This window comes from Caulobacter sp. FWC26, from assembly GCF_002742645.2.
In the GTDB taxonomy this organism is placed as follows: Bacteria; Pseudomonadota; Alphaproteobacteria; order Caulobacterales; family Caulobacteraceae; genus Caulobacter.
The window spans coordinates 2,784,851-2,803,908 of the sequence record NZ_CP033875.1 but is presented as its reverse complement, the minus strand read 5'-3'; the positions used below and the strand labels follow the sequence as shown (position 1 = coordinate 2,803,908).

General features: G+C 65.1%; 15 protein-coding genes. 12 read left to right on the top strand and 3 right to left on the bottom strand.

The window, feature by feature from the left end:
- Positions 1-2: 2 nt before the first annotated feature.
- The 11 genes from CSW63_RS14905 (at position 3) to CSW63_RS14855 (ending at position 12,528) form a co-directional block, all read left to right on the top strand.
- Entirely contained in the window at positions 3-1,040 is a 1,038-nt protein-coding gene (locus CSW63_RS14905) for a hypothetical protein (RefSeq protein WP_127846986.1), read from the top strand.
- On the top strand, positions 1,037-2,512 hold the full coding sequence (locus CSW63_RS14900) for a sulfatase (RefSeq protein ID WP_062100086.1): 1,476 nt from the start codon (positions 1,037-1,039) through the stop codon (positions 2,510-2,512). Before CSW63_RS14905 ends, CSW63_RS14900 begins: the two co-directional genes overlap by 4 nt.
- A gap of 57 nt (positions 2,513-2,569) precedes the next feature.
- Positions 2,570-3,862 (top strand): hypothetical protein, encoded by a 1,293-nt coding sequence (locus CSW63_RS14895; protein ID WP_062100087.1) that lies wholly within the window; start codon positions 2,570-2,572, stop codon positions 3,860-3,862.
- 702 nt (positions 3,863-4,564) lie between these two features.
- Positions 4,565-5,584 carry a hypothetical protein gene (locus CSW63_RS14890; RefSeq protein WP_062100088.1) on the top strand — a complete coding sequence of 340 codons (1,020 nt, stop codon included), beginning with the start codon at positions 4,565-4,567 and terminating at the stop codon, positions 5,582-5,584.
- A gap of 111 nt (positions 5,585-5,695) precedes the next feature.
- Positions 5,696-6,679, top strand: a complete 984-nt coding sequence (locus CSW63_RS14885) for a hypothetical protein (protein WP_127846985.1) — start codon at positions 5,696-5,698, stop codon at positions 6,677-6,679.
- Positions 6,680-6,782: 103 nt separating this feature from the next.
- Positions 6,783-7,943 (top strand): cystathionine beta-lyase, encoded by a 1,161-nt coding sequence (metC, locus tag CSW63_RS14880; RefSeq protein ID WP_062100090.1) that lies wholly within the window; start codon positions 6,783-6,785, stop codon positions 7,941-7,943.
- Positions 7,944-7,964: 21 nt separating this feature from the next.
- Positions 7,965-9,008, top strand: coding sequence for an amino acid ABC transporter substrate-binding protein (locus CSW63_RS14875; RefSeq protein WP_062100091.1), 1,044 nt, complete (start codon positions 7,965-7,967; stop codon positions 9,006-9,008).
- A gap of 8 nt (positions 9,009-9,016) precedes the next feature.
- Positions 9,017-10,144: an amino acid ABC transporter permease gene (locus tag CSW63_RS14870; protein WP_062100092.1), complete on the top strand. Its 1,128-nt coding sequence runs from the start codon at positions 9,017-9,019 to the stop codon at positions 10,142-10,144.
- A complete protein-coding gene (locus CSW63_RS14865) occupies positions 10,141-11,259 on the top strand; it encodes an amino acid ABC transporter permease (protein WP_062100093.1) in 1,119 nt (372 codons plus the stop codon). Before CSW63_RS14870 ends, CSW63_RS14865 begins: the two co-directional genes overlap by 4 nt.
- Positions 11,256-11,999 carry an amino acid ABC transporter ATP-binding protein gene (locus CSW63_RS14860; RefSeq protein ID WP_066680041.1) on the top strand — a complete coding sequence of 248 codons (744 nt, stop codon included), beginning with the start codon at positions 11,256-11,258 and terminating at the stop codon, positions 11,997-11,999. Before CSW63_RS14865 ends, CSW63_RS14860 begins: the two co-directional genes overlap by 4 nt.
- A 67-nt stretch (positions 12,000-12,066) precedes the next feature.
- Entirely contained in the window at positions 12,067-12,528 is a 462-nt protein-coding gene (locus tag CSW63_RS14855) for a RidA family protein (protein ID WP_062100095.1), read from the top strand.
- A 9-nt stretch (positions 12,529-12,537) separates the two neighbouring features.
- On the opposite strand, the gene CSW63_RS14850 is transcribed toward CSW63_RS14855, so the two are convergent.
- The 3 genes from CSW63_RS14850 to CSW63_RS14840 form a co-directional block, all read right to left on the bottom strand.
- Positions 12,538-13,467, bottom strand: a complete 930-nt coding sequence (locus CSW63_RS14850; protein ID WP_062100096.1) for a hypothetical protein — start codon at positions 13,465-13,467, stop codon at positions 12,538-12,540.
- 78 nt (positions 13,468-13,545) lie between these two features.
- A complete protein-coding gene (locus CSW63_RS14845) occupies positions 13,546-14,448 on the bottom strand; it encodes a LysR substrate-binding domain-containing protein (RefSeq protein ID WP_062100097.1) in 903 nt (300 codons plus the stop codon).
- Between the two features lie 69 nt (positions 14,449-14,517).
- Complete coding sequence (locus CSW63_RS14840) at positions 14,518-15,954, bottom strand: M20/M25/M40 family metallo-hydrolase (protein ID WP_168193665.1); 1,437 nt, start codon at positions 15,952-15,954, stop codon at positions 14,518-14,520.
- A gap of 453 nt (positions 15,955-16,407) precedes the next feature.
- On the opposite strand from CSW63_RS14840, the gene CSW63_RS14835 reads away from it, so the two are divergent.
- Positions 16,408-19,029, top strand: coding sequence for a TonB-dependent siderophore receptor (locus CSW63_RS14835; protein WP_099503331.1), 2,622 nt, complete (start codon positions 16,408-16,410; stop codon positions 19,027-19,029).
- The last annotated feature ends 29 nt before the right edge of the window (positions 19,030-19,058 follow it).

Genomic DNA, 19,058 nt, shown 5'->3' with positions numbered 1-19,058 from the left:
TCATGACCTTGGGGCGCTCGGTTCTTACGGCGATGGCGGCCCTGGCGTTGGGTATGGCTGCGCCGAGTCTCTCAGCGGCGCGGGACGTCGCCAGCGGGGCGGCGTCGGCCAAAGCTGGCATTTCATATGGCGAGTGGACTGACCCGGCCCGCGGCGGGCGTGTTGTGCCTTACAAGCTCTACATGCCCGCCGGGCCGGGGCCCTTTCCCCTGATCGTTCATTCCCACGGATTGGGCGGATCGCGAGAGGGCTCCAGCTACATCTTGCAGGCGATGGCCGAGGCAGGCTTTGCGGTGGTGGCCCTGCAACATGCTGGCTCGGACACCGCGATCCTGGCCGGATTTCGTCCAGGCGATGAGGCCGGACTGCTGGGCAAGCTGCCCCCCGATGCGGCCGTGAACCGGTTTGGCGACGTCCCCTTCGCGCTCGACCAACTTACGCGCATGACCGCGCCTGGCGGCGATCTGGCCGGCAAACTTGATCTCTCGCGCATCGGCATGAGCGGTCATTCCTTCGGCGCGCTCTCCACGCTGGTCGCGCTCGGGCAGGTCCTGCCGGGCGCGCCGGACGGCGCCTTCCGCGAGCCTCGGATCAAGGCGGCTATCGTCTACAGTCCCAACAAGCCTCGGCAAGGCGGGGCCTATGCCGCGTTCGCCCAGATCCGAACGCCGATCCTGCATTTCACGGGCACGCTCGATCGCACCGCGCTTGATCTCGAAAAGACGCCCTGGGAGCGGACCATCCCTTTCCAGGAGATTGCGGGCGCCGACCAGTACCTGATCGTGCTGCGCGACGGCGATCATGGCGTCTATACCGGGCGCCGCCAGTCCATGGGAGCGCCCAAGCCCTCCGACGCAAGTCAGATGCGGGTGATCGTCGAGGAGACACTGACCTTCTGGCGCGCCTATCTTGGAGGCGACAAAAGCGCCGCCCAAAGCCTGTGCGACTTGCCCAAGACCCTTGCGCCCATGGGGGAGGCCTATGTGAAGGCCAAGGCCTGCGGCGCCCCAACGCCTATCAGACCCGCGGAGAGTCCATGAAGCGCTGGCTACTTGCGGTCGTGGCCTGCCTGGTGGGGCTCACCACGACGGGCTTTTCTTCACCCGCAAAGCCGCGTGCGCCTAATGTCATCGTCATTCTGACCGACGATCTCGGCTATGGCGATCTCGGCGTGTATGGCGGCAAGGTGATCGACACGCCGAACATTGACGCGCTGGCCGGCTCAGGCGTGCGCTTCACAGACGGCTATGCCACTGCGGCCGTCTGCGCGCCCTCCCGAGCGGGCTTGATGAGCGGACGCCATCAGGCTCGGTTTGGCTTTGAGTTCAACCCAGTAGGGCGTGATGAACAGGCAGGCGTGCCAGTCACCGAAGCCAGCATCGCTCAGGTTATGAAGTCGGCCGGCTATACCACGGCGATGGTGGGCAAGTGGCACATCGGCCAAGCGTCGGGCTTTCATCCGCTTGATCGGGGCTTTGACAGCTTCTTTGGCTTCCTGGGCGGAGCCGCCAGCTATTTCAAGGATCCGGCGGAAAGCGGCCTGCAGGCCGATACGGGGGCCGACGGCGCGATGACCCGCGCGCGCTTTCCGATTGTGCGCGGGCGAACGGTCGTGGAGCAGGGCGGCTATCTGACGGACGTGTTCACTGATGAAGCCGTAAGCTTCGTGAAGTCCCATCGCCGCCAGCCCTTCTTCCTTTACCTGGCCTACAACGCTCCCCACACCCCGCTGCAAGCGCCCAAGGCCTATACCGACCGTTATGCCCACATTGCGTCTCCCCATCAGCGGCTCTACGCGGCGATGGTCGCATCGCTGGATGACAATATCGGTCGGTTGCGGAAGGCGCTGGCGGACGAGGGCTTGGAGCGCGATACCGTAATCTTCTTCCTCAGCGACAACGGTTGTCCAAACTACATCCGCGGGGCCTGCTCCAACGGACCGTTGGCCGGTTACAAGGCCTTTCCCTGGGAGGGTGGTGTGCGCGTACCCTTCATCATGTCAGCGCCCGGCCGCATCGCGCCGGGTTTGGTTTCGAGCCGGCCGGTCTCGACCCTCGACATTCTGCCGACGGTTGCGCACTTGGCGGGGGTGAAGGCGCCAACGGGGGTCGAAGGACGCGACATCGCCTCGGCCCTCGCGCCGACCGCCAAGCCGGTTGAGCGGACCTTGTATTGGCGGATGGGGCCCAACCACGCTGTGCGCGAGGGAAAATGGAAGCTGCTGGTCGTCAACAAGTCCGACACGGTCGACGATATGACCAACGTGCTGGGCTCTCCGACGCCCGATGGCGTCAAGGCGCAGGTCTCGCCTCAGGGGCAGTGGACGCTGCTGTTCGATGTTGCGAAGGATCCGGGCGAGAAGCACGATCTGGCCAGCGTCCATCCCGAAGTTGTGGCGCGTCTTTCCAAGCGCTTTGCAGCTTGGGACCAAGCCAATGTCGAGCCAATGTTCACCAGTCGGCGGCAGTTCCGCTCGGCGGTCGACGGGCGCAAAGTCCAGCTCTTCAATTGACACCATACGCCGCGACGGCCTTCCCTCTGGCTAGGCCGCGACCATAAGAAGGGGCTCATGACACCCACGCGCCGAACCTTGCTGGCGACACCTTTGCTCACCGGTCTTGCGACGAGCCAGGTCTCGGCGCCGTCGAACGCGCCCTCCGCCGCCGCTCTGCTTGAGCGCTACGTAGCCTTTGGCAACAAAGCTAGCGGCGGGGTGGGGGACATAGCCTGTGGCGAGTGGATGGCCGCCTGGCTCAGCGATCGTGGATTTCTCGTCGAACGCCAGGGTTTCGACGCGCCCTTTTTCGAGATCAACGAAGCCTGGCTTCAAGTCGGAGAAGCTCGAGCCGCCGTCATTCCCCAAGCGATCGTCACGCCGACGGGGCCCGAGGGCGTAAGCGGGCCGATCCTTGTCCGGACACCTGAAGACGCGGGGGCGCCGGCGGGCGGCGCTATCGTCATCATCAAACTGCCCTACGCACGCTGGAGCAGCGCCTTGTCGCCGGCGGTGCGCGGACCGGTCATGGCGGCGTTAAGCGCCGGCGCGGTGGCCGTCGTCTTGATCACCACCGGTCCGAGCGGTGAGGCTCTGGCGCTGAACGCCGATGGTCGAGCGCCGCTGTTCCGATCGCCCGTGGCGGTGCTGGGCCCTAAGGATGCTCCGGCGCTGATCGCGGCCGCCAAGTCCGGCGTTGCGGGCGTTCTGAAGATCACCGGGCGGGGCGGGCGGCGACCCAGCTTCAATCTGATCGGGAGGCGGGATTTGGGGCGCGGCCAGTGGCTGGTTATCTCCACCCCCCGGTCTGGCTGGTTCACCTGCGCTGGGGAGCGAGGTCCTGGCGTGGCGGTCTGGATGATGTTGGCCGATTGGGTCAGCCGCTCGAATCCGCCGGTTGATTTGGCGTTCGTCTGTAACAGCGGCCATGAGTATGAGAACCTCGGTGCGCAGCACATGCTCGATACCGCCGCGCCTGCGCCCGACCGCACCCGTCTTTGGCTGCATCTCGGGGCCAATGTGGCCGCGCGTGACTGGCATGAGCTAGGTGGGCGTCTAGCGCCCTTGCCCAGCGCTGATCCGCAACGTTTCTTGATGGCCAGCAGCGAGCTTATACCCGCGTGCGGCGCCGCCTTCTCAGGGCTTCCGGGCCTTGAGGCTCCGTATGCGCTTGGCGGGGGCGCGAGCGGTGAGCTCGCCCATATTGCGGCGGCTGGCTATCGGCGCGTCGTGGGCATTTTTGGCGCCCATCGGCTTCACCACGCGGCCACCGATGACATGCGCTGCATAGAGACCAAGCCTGTCGAGGCGGTGTTCCTCGCCGTCCGCCGCCTGTTGGAACAACGCGGGATCCTTACAAGCGTCTAACGACCGGTCTTCTCGCTCAAAGTGGGAGTCTTGGCACTAGGGATTGCAAAGCATCAGCGGTTGACCGCCTTGTCAGAAGCGGCCTGTCGGCCGGCGCGGCGGCCCGTGAGTTGGATCCGGACGAGAGGGCCCTTCGGCGATGGATAGTTCAGCGATGGACTCAGCCGACAGGATCGCCGCGACGCCATTGTCGATCGCACTTCTCTGAGCCGTGGCCTAGCGCCGTGCATCCTCGCGCAGCTTGAACATCTCGCTTATATAGCGGTCCTTCCGCTGGGTGCCGGCTTGTTAGGCGCCGTAGGGCGAATAGTCGAAGGTCGGCATTTTCGTGCGCGCAGTATGTGCATGAAATATCGACGCATAAAGAAAAGCTGCGTTCTGAGGTGGTGCGAAATGCGGTTTATTTGTTTCATAAAATATTGAATGTAAAGAATAAATGGCAGATTTTAAGAATCATAGATTTTCTGTTGCGCCGATGATGGACTGTAGGAAGCAATCATAAATATCAAAGACTTACGGGGTGTCGTGAACTCATCGTGTACACTTGCGCGTCGTGCCCTGGCGTCGGTCCGAGGGCTGCCGCGTACTTGGGTCTGTTGGATTGGACGAGCAGAAAATCTATAGCTGACGGGTTCGTCTTGCTGCGCTGGCGACTCTCAACGTAATCGCTCAAGGTCGTTGGAGCGCGTGGGAGGGCAGGGCATGGACACCGCAGCAGCGGACGGTGACGTCGTCCAAGGGGCGAAGGTCGCGAATATTCAGGTAGCCGTGAACTACCCGATCGTCTCGGCTTATGAGTTCGAGTTTCTCAAGGAGGAGGAGGTCGTCCGCGAGCGGCTCGACAAATGCACGCTGTATCTGCTGGTCCAGCGGCCGCTGACCTACTTCGACAACGTGGTCCTCGACGACGGCGTCATTTCTTTCGAAATCGCGGACGGCGAAACGACGCCTTTGGCTTGCCGCGTAGACCTCGTCAATGCTGGCCTTTGCGGTCCCGGCGAAGCAATTTGCGTCGAGACCCATTATTTCACCAAGGCACCGGGCAAAGAGCAGCCATTTCGTGATGTAGGCGCGATCAAGCTGTTTCGAAAAGACAAAAGTTTGATCGTCTGGTGGAGTCCGCAGAAGCTTCTTTACGAGATGCTTGTGAGGGGACTCGAAGTCGACACCACGGGAAGCGGCGATCCCCTTTCGTTTTTAGACTTCACCGTTCTTTACGTGGGGAAAGCGTTCGACCAGAAAGTCTGGGACAGACTGACTGGGCACGAGAAGATGCAAAAGATCCTCACAGTGCAGAGCCCGGTGGGGGCCGCCCCCGCCGCGAGGGCACCGTTCGAGGTTTCCTTGATCTTGCTATCGGTCGTCGGCCTGACGGACGTTGCCGAGCTGCCGTACGGCGGAATGAGCGATGTCTCGGGCATTCAGACGCTTTTGCATGACGTGGACCTGTCCGACTCAGAGGCCTTCGTACGCTTCATGAGCGAGCCCCTGGTCGCTTTGGGCGACGAGGCCATGACCAGGGAGGTGGAGGCTCAACTCATCCACCGTTTCAAACCGGAGTACAATTCGGTGATGTTCAAGAACTACCCGGAGATAGCAGGTGGCATGCGGTCGAAGGGGTACACATGGACAGATCTCATGATTGAGGATCTTCCCGCGTCATTGCGCACGCCTCACTTCAAAATCGGGCCGATGCTTCAGGAGGAAGCTGAGGCCAGCTAGGACAAGTGACTGAGACCCGTTGAAAGGTGTCGCAAGCGTGATCCTATCGGCTCCGCTGGGCGTCACTTAGACGGCCCCATCCTGAAGTCGCCAAGCCTGTGTGGATTGCCCGTGTCTATTCGAACCGTGTCATTTCGGCGTCTTTGCCTGATCATCTCCGCAGGAATCGCGCTTTCCGTCGTCGGCGCACTTCCCACCATCGCCCAGGAACAGCCGGCGGCCGCACCGTCGTCACCTGTTGCTGACGCCGGTCTACCAGCGGCGGCGCAGACCGGCCTCGTACACACGCAGGACCAGGCGCGGGACAACGGTGCCAAGGGCTCCGAACCTTCAACGACCGCACAGAAGGAAGCCGTCGAGAAACCGGACAAGTCTTCGAAGTGGACCGCGCTCAGCTCGATCGCGGCGCTGATCGCTTCGCTGGCTGCCTTGATCGTCACGCCCCTCATGGCTCGCCTGAATGCCAACAAGCTCGCGGCGATCAGCGCCCGGGCCGTCGATGTGAGCGAGAAGCAGGCGGCGACCAGCCTCAGGTCCGTAGAAGTGGCCGACAAGAACGCCCAGGCCGCGGCCGACAATGTTGAAGTGGCCCGAACGAACGCGGCGGCGGCGGCCCGCAATGTGGAGATCGCCGCAACGAATTCGGCCAATCTGGGCATTCATGCCGTGGCCCGCTTGCGCCAGGAATGGATCAACGACTTGCGGGAGCTGATCGCGGATGTTCACTCCCTGCTGGGGAACTATCAGGATCCACCCCCGGGCGTGAAAGAGTCCGCCGCCGATCGAAAAGCCCGAGAGGCCCAGCAGCGGCTGGCCAATACCAAGGTCGCCAAGATCAAGTTGCTGCTCAATCCAACCGAAGTGCCTTCGCGCAATCTCCTCGATGCGATCCGAACCCTCGAAAAGCCCGGCACCCTGAAACAGCGGATGCGCCGCTCCAAATGGCTCATCATTTGGGGCGACATCGTCCTCAAGGAGGAGTGGGACCGGGTCCGCGCAGAGCTAACCGGCGCCGCCAGGCCAATCCTTGCCCGACGAAAACGGCCGGTGAGATCCTTCTTCGCCGCGGCGCTGAGGGGCACCCGATCGCGGTAGGTCCCTGAGCTATAACCGTAGGGCATGGACCGGTGCCTGACGGTCAATTGTGTTTCTACCCGGCTGGCCCGAATGTCCGCTTCGAGATCAGTCGAGGGACACCATGAAAGACCTGTCGCGCGTCGTGCACTACCCGGAAGTTTCGCACGAAGGCTACGCCAGCCTGCAGGTGCCGACCTACCGCGCCTCGACCATCGTCTTCGAAGACGCCGACGCCTATTCGAACCGAAAGTACCGGGGCCCCGACGGCTATACCTACGGACTGCACGGTACGCCGACGACCAAGACCCTCGAAGCCTATCTGACCGCGCTGGAAGGCGGCGAGCGCACGGTGATCGTGCCCTCGGGCCAGGCCGGGGCGACCATCGTCTTCCTCACCGTGCTGTTGCCGGGCGACAAGGTGCTGATCCCCGACACCGCCTATCCGCCAGTGCGCGGCTTCTGCGTGAACTATCTGAAGCCGCGCGGCATCGACCATGAGGTCTATGACCCGATGATCGGGGCGGGGATCGCCGACCTGATCGACGATCGGACCAAGCTCGTCTGGATCGAGTCCCCCGGCTCGACGACTATGGAATTTCAGGACGTGCCGGCGATCATCGCCGCGGCCCACGCCAAGGGCGCGCTGGTCGGTTGCGACAACACCTGGGCCACGCCCTTGCTGTTCAAGCCGCTGGTCCATGGCGCGGATTTCTCGATGGAAGCCCTGACCAAGTATGTCGGCGGTCACTCGGACCTGCTGCTGGGCTCGATCAGCGTCCGCGACGTCGAGCTATTCAAGGCGCTGAAGGCCACGACCCGGATGATCGGCATCGGCGTCTCGCCCGACGAGGTGCAGCTGGCCATCCGTGGCCTGCAGACCATGGGTGTGCGCCTGGCCCATGTCGGCAAGGTCGGCACGGACCTGGCCCATAAGATCGTCGGCCTGCCCGGCGTGGAGCGCGTGCTGCATCCGGCCTTGCCCGAGTGCCCCGGCCGAGAGTTCTGGGAACGCGACTTTGCCGGGGCCAGCGGCCTCTTTGCCGTGGTGCTGAAGCCGGGTGTCGACGACAAGCTCGGCCCGGCTCTGACCGCGCTCAAGACCTTCACCATCGGCGCCTCCTGGGGCGGCGTTCGCAGCCTGATCGTACCGATGGACATCCGTCCAGACCGGGTGGCCGTGCCGTGGACGGAAGAGGGGACCATCCTGCGCATCAGCATCGGTCTGGAAGATCCTGAGGATCTGTGGGCCGACCTGGAAGGCCTGTTCGCGGCCTTGGCCTAAGGCGAGCGGAGGGGCGAGGACATGCGCGCACTGGTCTCGATGGTTCTGGCGGCGGGGGTCCTTTGTGGACTCGCGGCCTGCGCAGAGAAGCCCAAGGACAAGTCCGGCGGTGGCGGGGCGACCCTCGCGGCCGTCCGCAAGCGCGGCTACGTGATCTGCGGCGCCAGCCCGCTGACCGTCGGCTTCGGCATGCCCGACAAGAAGGGCTATTGGCGAGGCCTCGATGTCGATACCTGCCGCGCGGTCGCGGCCGCCGCCCTGGGCGACAAGGACAAGGTCCGCTTCGTGCCCCTGACCGGCCAGCAGCGCCTGACCGCCTTGCAGAGCGGTGAGATCGACGTCCTGCCCCGGACCACGACCTGGACGCTGTCGCGCGACGGCAACGGCGTGAACTTCGCTTTTCCCAATTACTACGACTATGTCGGACTACTGGTGCCCAAGTCGGCAAAGGTCGGGAACGTGAAAGACCTCGCCGGTGCGTCTGTGTGCGTCCAGACCGGTTCGACGACCGAGGTGACCTTCACCGACGTCTCGCGGCAGTATGGCCTTGGCCTGCACGCCGTGGTGTTCGACAGCGTCCAGGCCACGCGCCAAGCCTTCTTCAGCGGCCGCTGCGACGCCCTGATCACCGACGCCTCGGCCCTGGCCTCGGTGCGCGCCACCCAGGCGGCCAATCCCGACGACTACGTGATCATCCCGGCCAATGACGAGGTCGCGCCGCTGACGCCGGCTGTCCGCCACGGCGACGACCAGTGGTTCGACATCGTCAAATGGTCGTTCCAGGCCATGCTGATGGGCGAGCAGCTGGGGATCACCTCGGCCAATGCCGAAGCCATGCTGAAATCCGACAGCCCGACCGTCCGTCGCTTCCTCGGCGTCGAGAAGGGCAACGGCAAGGCGCTGGGGCTGAATGAGGCTTTCGCCTACGACGTGGTCCATCAGGTCGGCAACTATGCCGAGGTTTATGACCGCAACGTCGGCAAGGACAGCAAGCTGAAGATCGACCGTGGCCTCAACCGCCTGCAGCGCGACGGGGGGCTGATGGTCCCCCTGGCCTTCAACTGAGCGCGCCCATGTCGGGGCTCGCGCCAACCCAAGGCCGTCTTCGCGGTCTCGTCTACCAAGGCCTGGTGATCCTGGCCGTGGCCGGCGTCGCAGCCTGGCTGGTCGGCAACACACTGGCAAACCTGGCCAAGCGCGGCATCACCGTCGGCTTCGACTTCGTCACCCGCTCGGCCCGCTTCCCGATCTCCGAGGGCGTCTTGCCCTACCAGCCGTCAGACAGCTTCGCCTGGGCGTTCGCGGCCGGCCTGGCCAACACCCTGATGCTGGCCATCGTCATCGGCGCGGTCTCGACGGCGCTGGGCCTGGTCGTCGCCCTGGCGCGCCGCTCTCAGAACCCGTTGGCGCGCGGCGTCTCGACCGTCTTCGTCGAGGCGCTGCGCAACACGCCGCTCGTGGTGCAGCTCTTGTTCTGGTACGCGCTGGTCACCGTCGGACTGCCAAATGTCCACGCGGCGATGAGCCCGATCGAGGGCGTCTTCCTGACGGATCGCGGCCTCTATCTGCCGGGACTGCGGCTCTCGAGCGCGGCGCTGTTCCTGACGCTCAGCGCGGTCGTGGTGATCGCGGGCGGCGCGGCCTACGCCCAGCGCGAGATCGGCAAGCGTGGGATGATCCTCGGCGGCGCGGGGCTGGTCGCGCTCTCGCTGCTGGGTCTGGCGGTGAAGGCCGGCGTGACCGTCGAGACGCCCCGCCTGGGCCACTTCAACTACGCCGGCGGTTTTGCCCTGACGCCCGAGCTGGTCGCTCTGCTGCTGGGCCTGATCCTCTATTCGGCGGCCTTCATCGGCGAGATCATCCGGGGCGGCATCGACGCCGTGCCGATCGGGCAGTGGGAAGCGGGCAGGGCGCTGGGCCTCTCGGAGCGCCAGACCCTGCGGTTGGTCGTCATCCCTCAGGCCCTGCGCGTGATCATCCCGCCGATGACCAGCCAGTACGTCAACGTGGTCAAGAACACGACCCTGGCCCTGGTCGTCGGCTATCCGGACATTTCTTCGGTGATCGCCACCACCATCAACCAGACGGGCCAGGCCGTGGAGGGCGTCCTCGTCCTGATGGCGGTGTTCCTGACCCTTAGCCTCTCGGCCTCGCTGTTCATGAACTGGTACAACCGCCGCATCGCGCTGGTGCAACGATGAGCACGCAAGCCGTCCCACCCAGCGTCGCCCAGGTCTTCCTGCGCACCGAGACGCTGACCGCCGAGCCGCCGCCGCCCCGGGCGCGCCTCGATCTGGTCAAGGCGCTGTTTGGCGACCTGGCCACGAGTCTCGCCACCCTGCTGATCGCCGCCCTGGTGATCCTGGCCCTGCCCAAGCTGCTGTCTTGGGGCGTGATCAATGCCGTCTGGAGCGGCGAGGGCGCGGCCTGTACCGGCGTCGGGGCCTGCTGGGCCTTTCTGCGTGACAAGCATCCGCAGATCCTGTTCGGCATCTATCCGCCGGAAGAGCAGTGGCGATCGATGCTGGTCGTGGCGATCTTCCTGGGCCTTTCGCTTTGGAGCCTGCCGCCCCGCCACTGGACGCGTGTCACCCTCGCGGCCTGGGGCGTGGGCACGGCGGCCGTGCTGGTGCTGATGGGCGGAGGCGTCTTCGGCCTGGAGGAGGTCTCGACCTCCGACTGGGGCGGCTTGCCGATCACCCTGTTGCTAACCGTCAGTTCGTTGGGCCTGGGTTTTCCGCTGGCCGTAGTCCTGGCACTGGCGCGCCAGTCGGATCTGCCAGTGCCGCGCATGATCGCCGTGGCCCTGATCGAGATCGTCCGCGGCCTGCCGCTGCTTAGCATCCTCTATGTGGCCGCGATCATGCTGCCGATCATGCTCCCCGACGGCGTGACGATCGACAAGCTGCTGCGAGCCCTGGAGGCGCTGACGGTGTTTTCCGCGGCCTATTTGGCCGAGGTGTTGCGCGGCGGCCTGCAGACCATCCCGCCCGGACAGGCCGAGGCGGCCCGCGCCTTGGGCCTGACGTGGTTCCAGACCACGCGGCTGGTCGTCCTGCCCCAAGCCATCGCCAAGGTGATCCCGCCGCTGACCAACACCGTGGTTGTGATCGTCAAGAACACCAGCCTCGTCCTGGTCGTGGGTCTGTTCGACCTGCTCAGCTCCGGCCGCGCGGCCCTGGCCGACCCGGCCTGGCCTGGTCCCTATGCCGAGACCTACCTCTTCATCGCCCTGATCTATTTCGCGATCTGCTTTTCGGTGTCGCGCTACGCGGCCTGGCTGGAGCGTCGCGCCGCCTTCGGAGTCCGCCGATGACCGATACCCCTGCCGCCGTCGAGCTGTCCGGCGTCCACAAGTGGTACGGCGACTACCACGCCCTGCGCGATGTCACGCTCAGCGTGGCCAGCGGCGAGAAGATCGTGGTCTGCGGACCCTCGGGCTCCGGCAAGTCGACCATGATCCGTTGCGTCAATCGCCTGGAGGCCCATCATCGCGGCCACATCCGGGTGGGGGGCGTCGAGCTGACCGGCGATCCCAAGACCATCGACGCTACGCGGCGCGAGGTCGGCATGGTGTTCCAGAGCTTCAACCTCTTCCCGCACCTGACGATCCTGGAGAACTGCACCCTGGCCCAGACCTGGGCCAAGAAGGTGCCGCAGAAAGTCGCCCAGGAGACGGCCATGCGCTACCTCGAGCGCGTGCGCATCCCCGAGCAGGCCGGCAAGTATCCGGGCCAGCTGTCGGGTGGCCAGCAGCAGCGCGTGGCCATCGCCCGGTCGCTGTGCATGGACCCGAAGGTCATGCTGTTCGACGAGCCGACCTCGGCCTTGGACGCCGAGATGGTCAAGGAGGTGCTCGACATCATGGTCGAGCTGGCCGCCGAGGGCATGACCATGATCTGCGTCACCCACGAGATGGGCTTTGCCCGCCAGGCCGCCGATCGGGTGGTGTTCATGGACGCCGGCCAAATCCTGGAGGTCGCGCCGCCGGGCGAATTCTTCGCCGCCCCGCGCCATGAGCGCACCCGCCAGTTCCTGGCCCAGGTGCTGCACTAACCTTCACCCTTTTCGCCAGCTGAAGTTTGACCGCCGCGCGCTTCGCGCCGGCGCAAGGAGCCTATCCATGCCCAAGATCGATCAACGCCTCGCACAGCTGGGCATCGTGCTGCCGGCCCTAACCCCGCCGGTAGCCAACTACGTGCCGTCGGTCCGCTCGGGCAATATCGTCCATATCTCCGGCCAGCTCTCGCTGGACGTTGGTGGCGGCATCAAGGGCGTGGTCGGCGAGGCCGTCGACATCGACCAGGCCGTGGCGGCCGCGCGGCTCTGCGGGATCAACCTGATCGCCCAATTCAAGGCGGCCTGCGAGGGCGACCTCGATCGGCTGGTCCGCGTGATCAAGCTGGGCGGCTTCGTGCAGGCCGGTCCCGGCTTCCACGACATCCCCAAGGTCATCAACGGCTGCTCGGACCTGATGGTCGAAGTCTTCGGCGACGTCGGCCGTCACGCCCGCTCTGCCGTCGGCGTCTACCAGCTACCCTTGGGCTTCGCCGTCGAGGTCGACGCCATTATTGAGGTCGCGTGACGAGTCAGATCAGCGCTTCTCAATCTGAATCTCGCCGTACCAGCCGCCGGTGGCGATTGTGAGCTTGCCACCGACGCCGGCGTCGCCGGCTCCGAGCACGTGCTCGATCAGGCGCTCTTGCACCTTGTTGGTCCCCCAGTCCGCCGGATCGGGCTGGGGCGGCGCCGGAGCCTTTGATGTCGGCTTGGCATTGAGGTCTCCATCGAGATCAAAGTCGGCGAACATCGACCCGTCTCCGAAGGCGTCGGCCGCCTTGCTCCAGCCGCTCAGCCCGCCGATCAGCTCTGCGTCGGCATAGGCGCGCTTCGACACCTCCGGCGACCCGATCGCCGCCAGTTCCCCGTCCTTGATCAAGTGGAAATCGAATTCGACCCGCGAGCCCGTACTCCAGCCCAAATGCCGAGGGACCGCCTTGTGGGCCACGTAGCGCCGGGTTTGGAGTTCTTTGCCGAACAGCAGGAACTCGCAGTCGGGGAAGGCGCGGTTAAGGGCCCACTCCGTGGATTTCGCCTCCGCCACCTGCCGGAACTCGTGGATCAGTTCCCAGGGTTCTAGCTTGGGCAATTCGTCATTGTCGAAGTTGTAGCTGTCGTCATAGGACCTTGACCGGTCGAAGTGTTCGTCAAAGGTCGGGACGCCATTCTCGCCTCTCGACAGGCGAAGGTTTCCGCAAACTTGGCTGCGAAATCCGTCAAGGATCTCGCTCACCAAGGCGTGGGTGCCGGCATAGGCGATGTGCCAGGTCGGCCCCGTGTACTCGGAGAAGTGGCTGAAGCGTCCCACCGAGACGACCGGTATCTCGTAGCGCGTCGGAAACACCACGATCTTCTGGGCGCTGTCGAGGCTGGTGGTCAGTACGCCCTTTGAAGTGACTGACAGACGCCCGTCGGCGACGGCCACGAGACGGTCTGGGGACTTGGCGAGCAGGCAACTGGTCATCGGCGAGGCCTTGATATTTCGGGAGAGGGGCGCCGTCGACGGGGGCTTCCACGGCGATGAAGCCTTGAGGCTGGCGATCTAGGAGCCGGTCGATTTGACGATGCCGGCCCGGGCCTTCAGCAGTTCGGCCACGAAGGCGTTCACGTGGCGGGCCCGCTGGGCGTCCGGCCGGAACAGCAGGTACGACCGGAACAGCACCTCGGGCTCGAATGGGCGGAAGATCACGCCGCGTTCGGAGAAGCCGTGGGCCGAGCACGGGTTGATGAGGCCAACGCCGGCGCCTTCCAACACCAGGGCGCAGACGGTCGAGGAGCTGGGCGTCTCCACCACGATCTCGGGGTGGACCTCGGCGGCTTCGAGGATCTTGGCTAGGCGTCCGCGCGCTCGGTCCTCCGGCGCGAGAGCAATGAACGGAACGCCCTGAAGATGTTCGGGCCGAATGACCGGTTCCTGGGCGAGGGGATGGCCTGGCGGCATGGCGCACAGGGCGCGGAAGTTGCCGAATACCCGATGGTCGACGCCCGAGAGATCGACCTCGTCGGCGGCCAATCCCACGTCGAACTGCTGGTGGACCACCAGGTCGCGCACCGCCGTCGAGGACGGGGTCTGGAGGGTGATGGCGATCTTGGGATGCTTGGCGCGGAACGAGGCGATGGCGCGCGGCACCAGGGCCGAGCCCAGCGCGGCATGGCTGGCGATCCGCAAGGAGCCGGATCCGAAGTCGCGAATCTGGGCGGCCGAGGCGCGCAGACGGTCCAGACCCACGAAGCTGGTGTTGACGTCCCGAAAGAACAGCTGCCCCTCCGGCGTCGGCACGAGCCGTCCGCGGACGCGATCATAGAGGTTGAAGCCCAGCGAGGCCTCCAGATCGGAGAGGGCGCGGCTGACCGCCGGCTGGGTGATCTGCAGCAGCTCGGCGGCGCGCGAGGCCGAGCCGCTGATCATCACCGCGCGGAAAACCTCAAGATGTCGAAAGTTCATGCCGCCCCACGCCTCCAGACGAGAACCATAAGGTTTGCGCATGGATTGCGGCAAGTTCGACTGTAGCGTCTATGGCTTCGCGGCCGTCGCCGCCGCTGGAGCGGTCGTCACCCGCTTGAGAATGCCGAAAACAAAGGCCTCCCCCTGGCGCAGGTCCGCGATCCCGGCGCGTTCGTCATCGCCATGGATGCGGCTGGCGCTGTCAGGATCGGCGGGGAGGGCTCCAATCCCGTAGACGGGCACGCCCCGTTCGCGCCAAGGCGTGGCGTCGGTGCTGGCGACCAGCAAGGTCGGCAGTACGGAGACACCGGGCCAGGTCGCCTGGGCGCTGTCTTCCAAGGCCTTGAAGAGCGCCGTGTTGAGATTGGACGGGGCGATCTTCGAGCGCTTGTCGAAGTAGGCGGCGATCTCGGCCTTGGGCCGGGCGCTGATGATCTCGATCTCGACCTTGGGATTGGCGATCACCTGCTTCAGCTCGGCGATGAAGCCCTCGACGGTCTGACCAGGCAGCAGGCGCGCGTTCAGCACGGCCTCGGCGTCGCCGGGGATGACATTGGGCTTTTGGCCCGCGTTCAGCATGGTCAGGACAAGGGTGTTGCGCAGCAAGCCCTCCATCCCCCAGCCGCCAGGATCATTGGCCACGACCACGCGTGCGGCCGTGGCGCGTGCTGGAGCGTCCTTGGCCTTCAGCAGCTGGTCGATGGCCGCCGCCAAGGCCGGGCTGCTCAACCTGGCCTTCTTCTGCAGAAAGGCGCGGACCTCCGGAGACAGCTGCACGGTCGTCTCGTACGACTGAAGCCGATTCAGCGCCGTTACCAGCTGGCCATTGGCCGAGCTGGTGATGGGAATGGGGCGGGAAGAGTGGCCGGTCGGGCCGTGGGTCTTGATCTTCAGATTGAGCGTAAGCTTGTCGGCATAGGTGACCTGAAGTTCGCGGACCTTGCCATCCGGGCTTCCCACCGTGCGTCCGCCCTCGTTCAGGGTGAATTCGGCGTCGATCTTGTCCCAGTGGTTTTCAGCTAGCCAGTTGGTGTTGAACTGGCCCTGTTCCTCGTCGGCTTCGGCCAAAAAGATCACGTCGCGCGACCGGGCCGCCGGGTCCTTGGCAAGCTTCAGGACGGCCTGGGCGAACACGGCGACCGAGCCCTTGTTGTCCAGCGCGCCGCGTCCATAGATGAAGCCGTCCTTCTCGACCGCCCCGAACGGATCGACGCTCCAGCGCTCCTTCTGAACGGGGACCACGTCGGTATGGGCGGCCAGCAGCACCGGGCGCTGGCGGCCGTCGCCCTTCAGCCGGGCGATGAAATGCGCGGCCTTGCCGTTGGGCGCCAAGATGATCTCGTTGGGGATCCCGGCGGCGTCGAAGACGGTCTTCAAGTAGTCGGCGACGGCCCGCGTGTCGCCGGGCGCATTGGTGGTGTCGTAGCGGATCAGGTCCTTGAGCATGGCCGTCACATCGCTTTGCCCAGCCGGCGATCCGGCCTTGGCCGGGGCGGTCGCGAGCATCGATCCGCCCAACAGAAGAGCGAGCAGGGCAGAGCGGCGAAACGACATGAGAAACCTCGACACGGCGACTTTAGCGGTGCTGATCCTTGGCCGCTGCGCTCGGCGTGACAATGGCTCCGACTGCAAGGCTCCATACGCTGTTGTTATGGGGGCGGTCGCTCTTCGGCCTTTGGCCCACGTCTCCAGCGTGTCCAGCAACCAGGCCTAGCGGCTAGGTATTCGTCGGGCGCACAATTATCGGGCGCCGGCGCCGCAGGATCGCGTCAGGTCGCGGCAAGAAAATCGCGGGGCGACCTCGCACTGTGCTTCAGCCCCTTACTAATGTGGGCGCTGGGCGACCTATAACAGTTAGTTATGGAGTGGTGTTCCCCCGTCAATTGTCATTCTACCGTCATCCCCACACCGTCGTGAGCGACCGACGTTCACCAAGAGCGTCCAAGAAGGGGAACTCATATGGCTTCGAACGGGGGAAAGCGTCGCGCCTGGCTTTTGGCGGGCGTGGGCGTTTCGATCTTGAGCGCTGCGGCGTCGGACGCGATGGCCCAGGCCACGGCCGCCGACACCCAGGTGGAGGAGGTCGTCGTCACCGGTTCGCGCTTTGGCGGTCGCACCGCGATCAATTCGGCGACGCCGATCGACGCCATCACCAATGATGAGCTGACCCGCGGGGCGGCGCCGAACCTCCAGGACATGCTGAAGGTCGCCGTGCCCAGCTTCAGCACTCCGCGTCCCGTTGCGGCCGGCGCGCTCGACTTCATCACGCCGCCGACCATGCGCGGCCTCTCGACCGGACAGATCTTGGTCCTGGTCAATGGCAAACGTCGCCACACCTCGGCCGACCTCAACAACGGCAACCAGATCGGCCGGGGCGACGTCGCCTATGACTTCAACTCCATTCCCGCCGCCGCGATCAGCCGGATCGAAGTGCTGCGGGACGGCGCCGCCGCCCAGTATGGTTCGGACGCCATCGCCGGGGTCATGAACCTGCAGCTGGATAAGTCGATCGGCGTCACCGCCAACGGCCAAGCCGGGGTCACCTCGCAGGGCGATGGACGTGATCTGCAGGGCTCGATCGGGGCGGGCTTCGCCGTCGGCGACGGCGGCGCCATCCGCATGACCGTGCAGTACCAGGACCACGAACACTCCGACCGCGCCGCGCCCGACACCCGCCAGCAGTACTTCGGCCGCAACGCCGCCGGCGGCGCGGTGGCGCCTTCGGCCAACTTCGGGTCCGGCACTGGCTTGACGCCGTCGAGCGGCACGCTCGATCCGCGCGAAGCCACCGTCGATCGGAACATCTGGGTGTTCGGCGATCCCGAGTACACCAACACCAGCGTTTTCTTGAACGGCGAGTTGCCGATCAACGACCAGGTCACCGCCTACGGGTTCGGTGGCTTCAATCGCCTGAAGGGAACGAGCTTCAACTTCTTCCGCCGGGCCGGTCAGGATGAAACCATCCGATCCCTCTATCCAGACGGCTTCGTGCCCTTGCAGGACATCAAGCTGCAGAACAATTCGGTGAACCTGGGCCTGCGCGGCGACGACGTCCTGGGCTTCAAGTGGGACCTGTCGACGGGGCTGGGCACCAGCATCAACGACATCGGCTACAGCAATTCCAACAACGTCTCGATGGGGCTGACCACGCCGACCACCTTCTATCGGGGTGGTTCGCGGTTCCGCCAGTGGACAACCAACCTCGACCTCACCCGTCAGCTGGATCTGGGCCTTGGCTCGCCCCTGAAGCTGGCCCTGGGGGCGGAATACCGGAAAGACTACTACGACCTCGTCGCCGGGGAGCTGGCGTCCTACGCCAACGGCGGCGGCCTGATCCTGGATGGGCCCAACGCCGGCAAACCAGCCCCGGTCGGGGCCCAGCCGGGCGGCGGCATCACGCCCGCCGACGCGGCCGCGGCCAACCGCACCGCCAAGGCGCTCTATGCCGAAATCGAGAAGGACTTCGGCGACCGCTTCATGATCGATGCGGCCATTCGATACGAGGACTACTCCGACTTCGGCAGCACGACCAACTACAAGGTCGCCGGACGGTTCGAACTGTTCGAGGGCCTGGCGGTGCGCGCCTCGGCGGGGTCTGGCTTCCGGGCTCCGGCGCTGGCCCAGTCGTACTTCGGCAACACCAACATCAGCTTCGTCAACGGCCAGCCGCTGAAGATCCTGACCGTACCGGTCAACACCGCCATCGGGGCGCTGGTCGGCACCAAGCCGCTCACGCCCGAGAAGTCCGACAACATCTCGGTCGGCGCGGTGTTCCAAGGCTTTGGTCTGTCCGGCTCCGTCGACTGGTACCGGATCGCTATCGACGACCGCATCGTCATGTCGTCGAACTTCCAGAGCACGGCGCTCACCACGCTGCTGGCCTCCAAAGGCTATTCGGGGATTTCGGCCGTCGCCTTCGAAAGCAACGCGGTCGACACCACCACCACCGGGGTCGACGTGACCGTCCGGCACAAGGCGGGCCTGGGCGATTTCGGCGAGCTGACCACGACCCTGGCGGCCAACTTCAACAAGACCCGCCTCGATCGCGTGGCCGGGACGCCCGCGCCGCTCGCCGCGCTCGGCATCGCCACGCCGCTGTTTGACCTCACCCAGCAGGTGCGCACCACCGACAGCACGCCCAAGGACAAGATCACCCTGAACTTCAACTGGGAGAAGGGGCCCTGGAGCGTCAACCTGACCGGAACGCGTTATGGCCAGGTCAGCCAGGTGGGCCTAACCGGCAAGACCCAGGCCCAGGTTGCTGCACTGATCCCCGGCTACAATGTAACCGTGGTGCCCTCGGCGCCCGGCTCGGCCAATTCCGACATTATCCAGCGCTTCCGCGCCGACATCGTCGCGGACCTGGACGTGGCCTGGCGTGTCAACGACAAGCTGCGCCTGTCGGCGGGGGTCAACAACGTCTTCGATAAGTATCCTGAAAAGCAGATCGCCTCGACAGCGGCCAGCGTGGCGGCCGGAACCAACGGCTCCGACAACAACGGCATCTTCCCTTACGCCTATGTCGCGCCGTACGGCGTCAACGGCCGCACCTACTACATCAAGACCAGCTATCGCTTCTAACCCCAGCGGACGGAGAGGCGAGGGCCTCT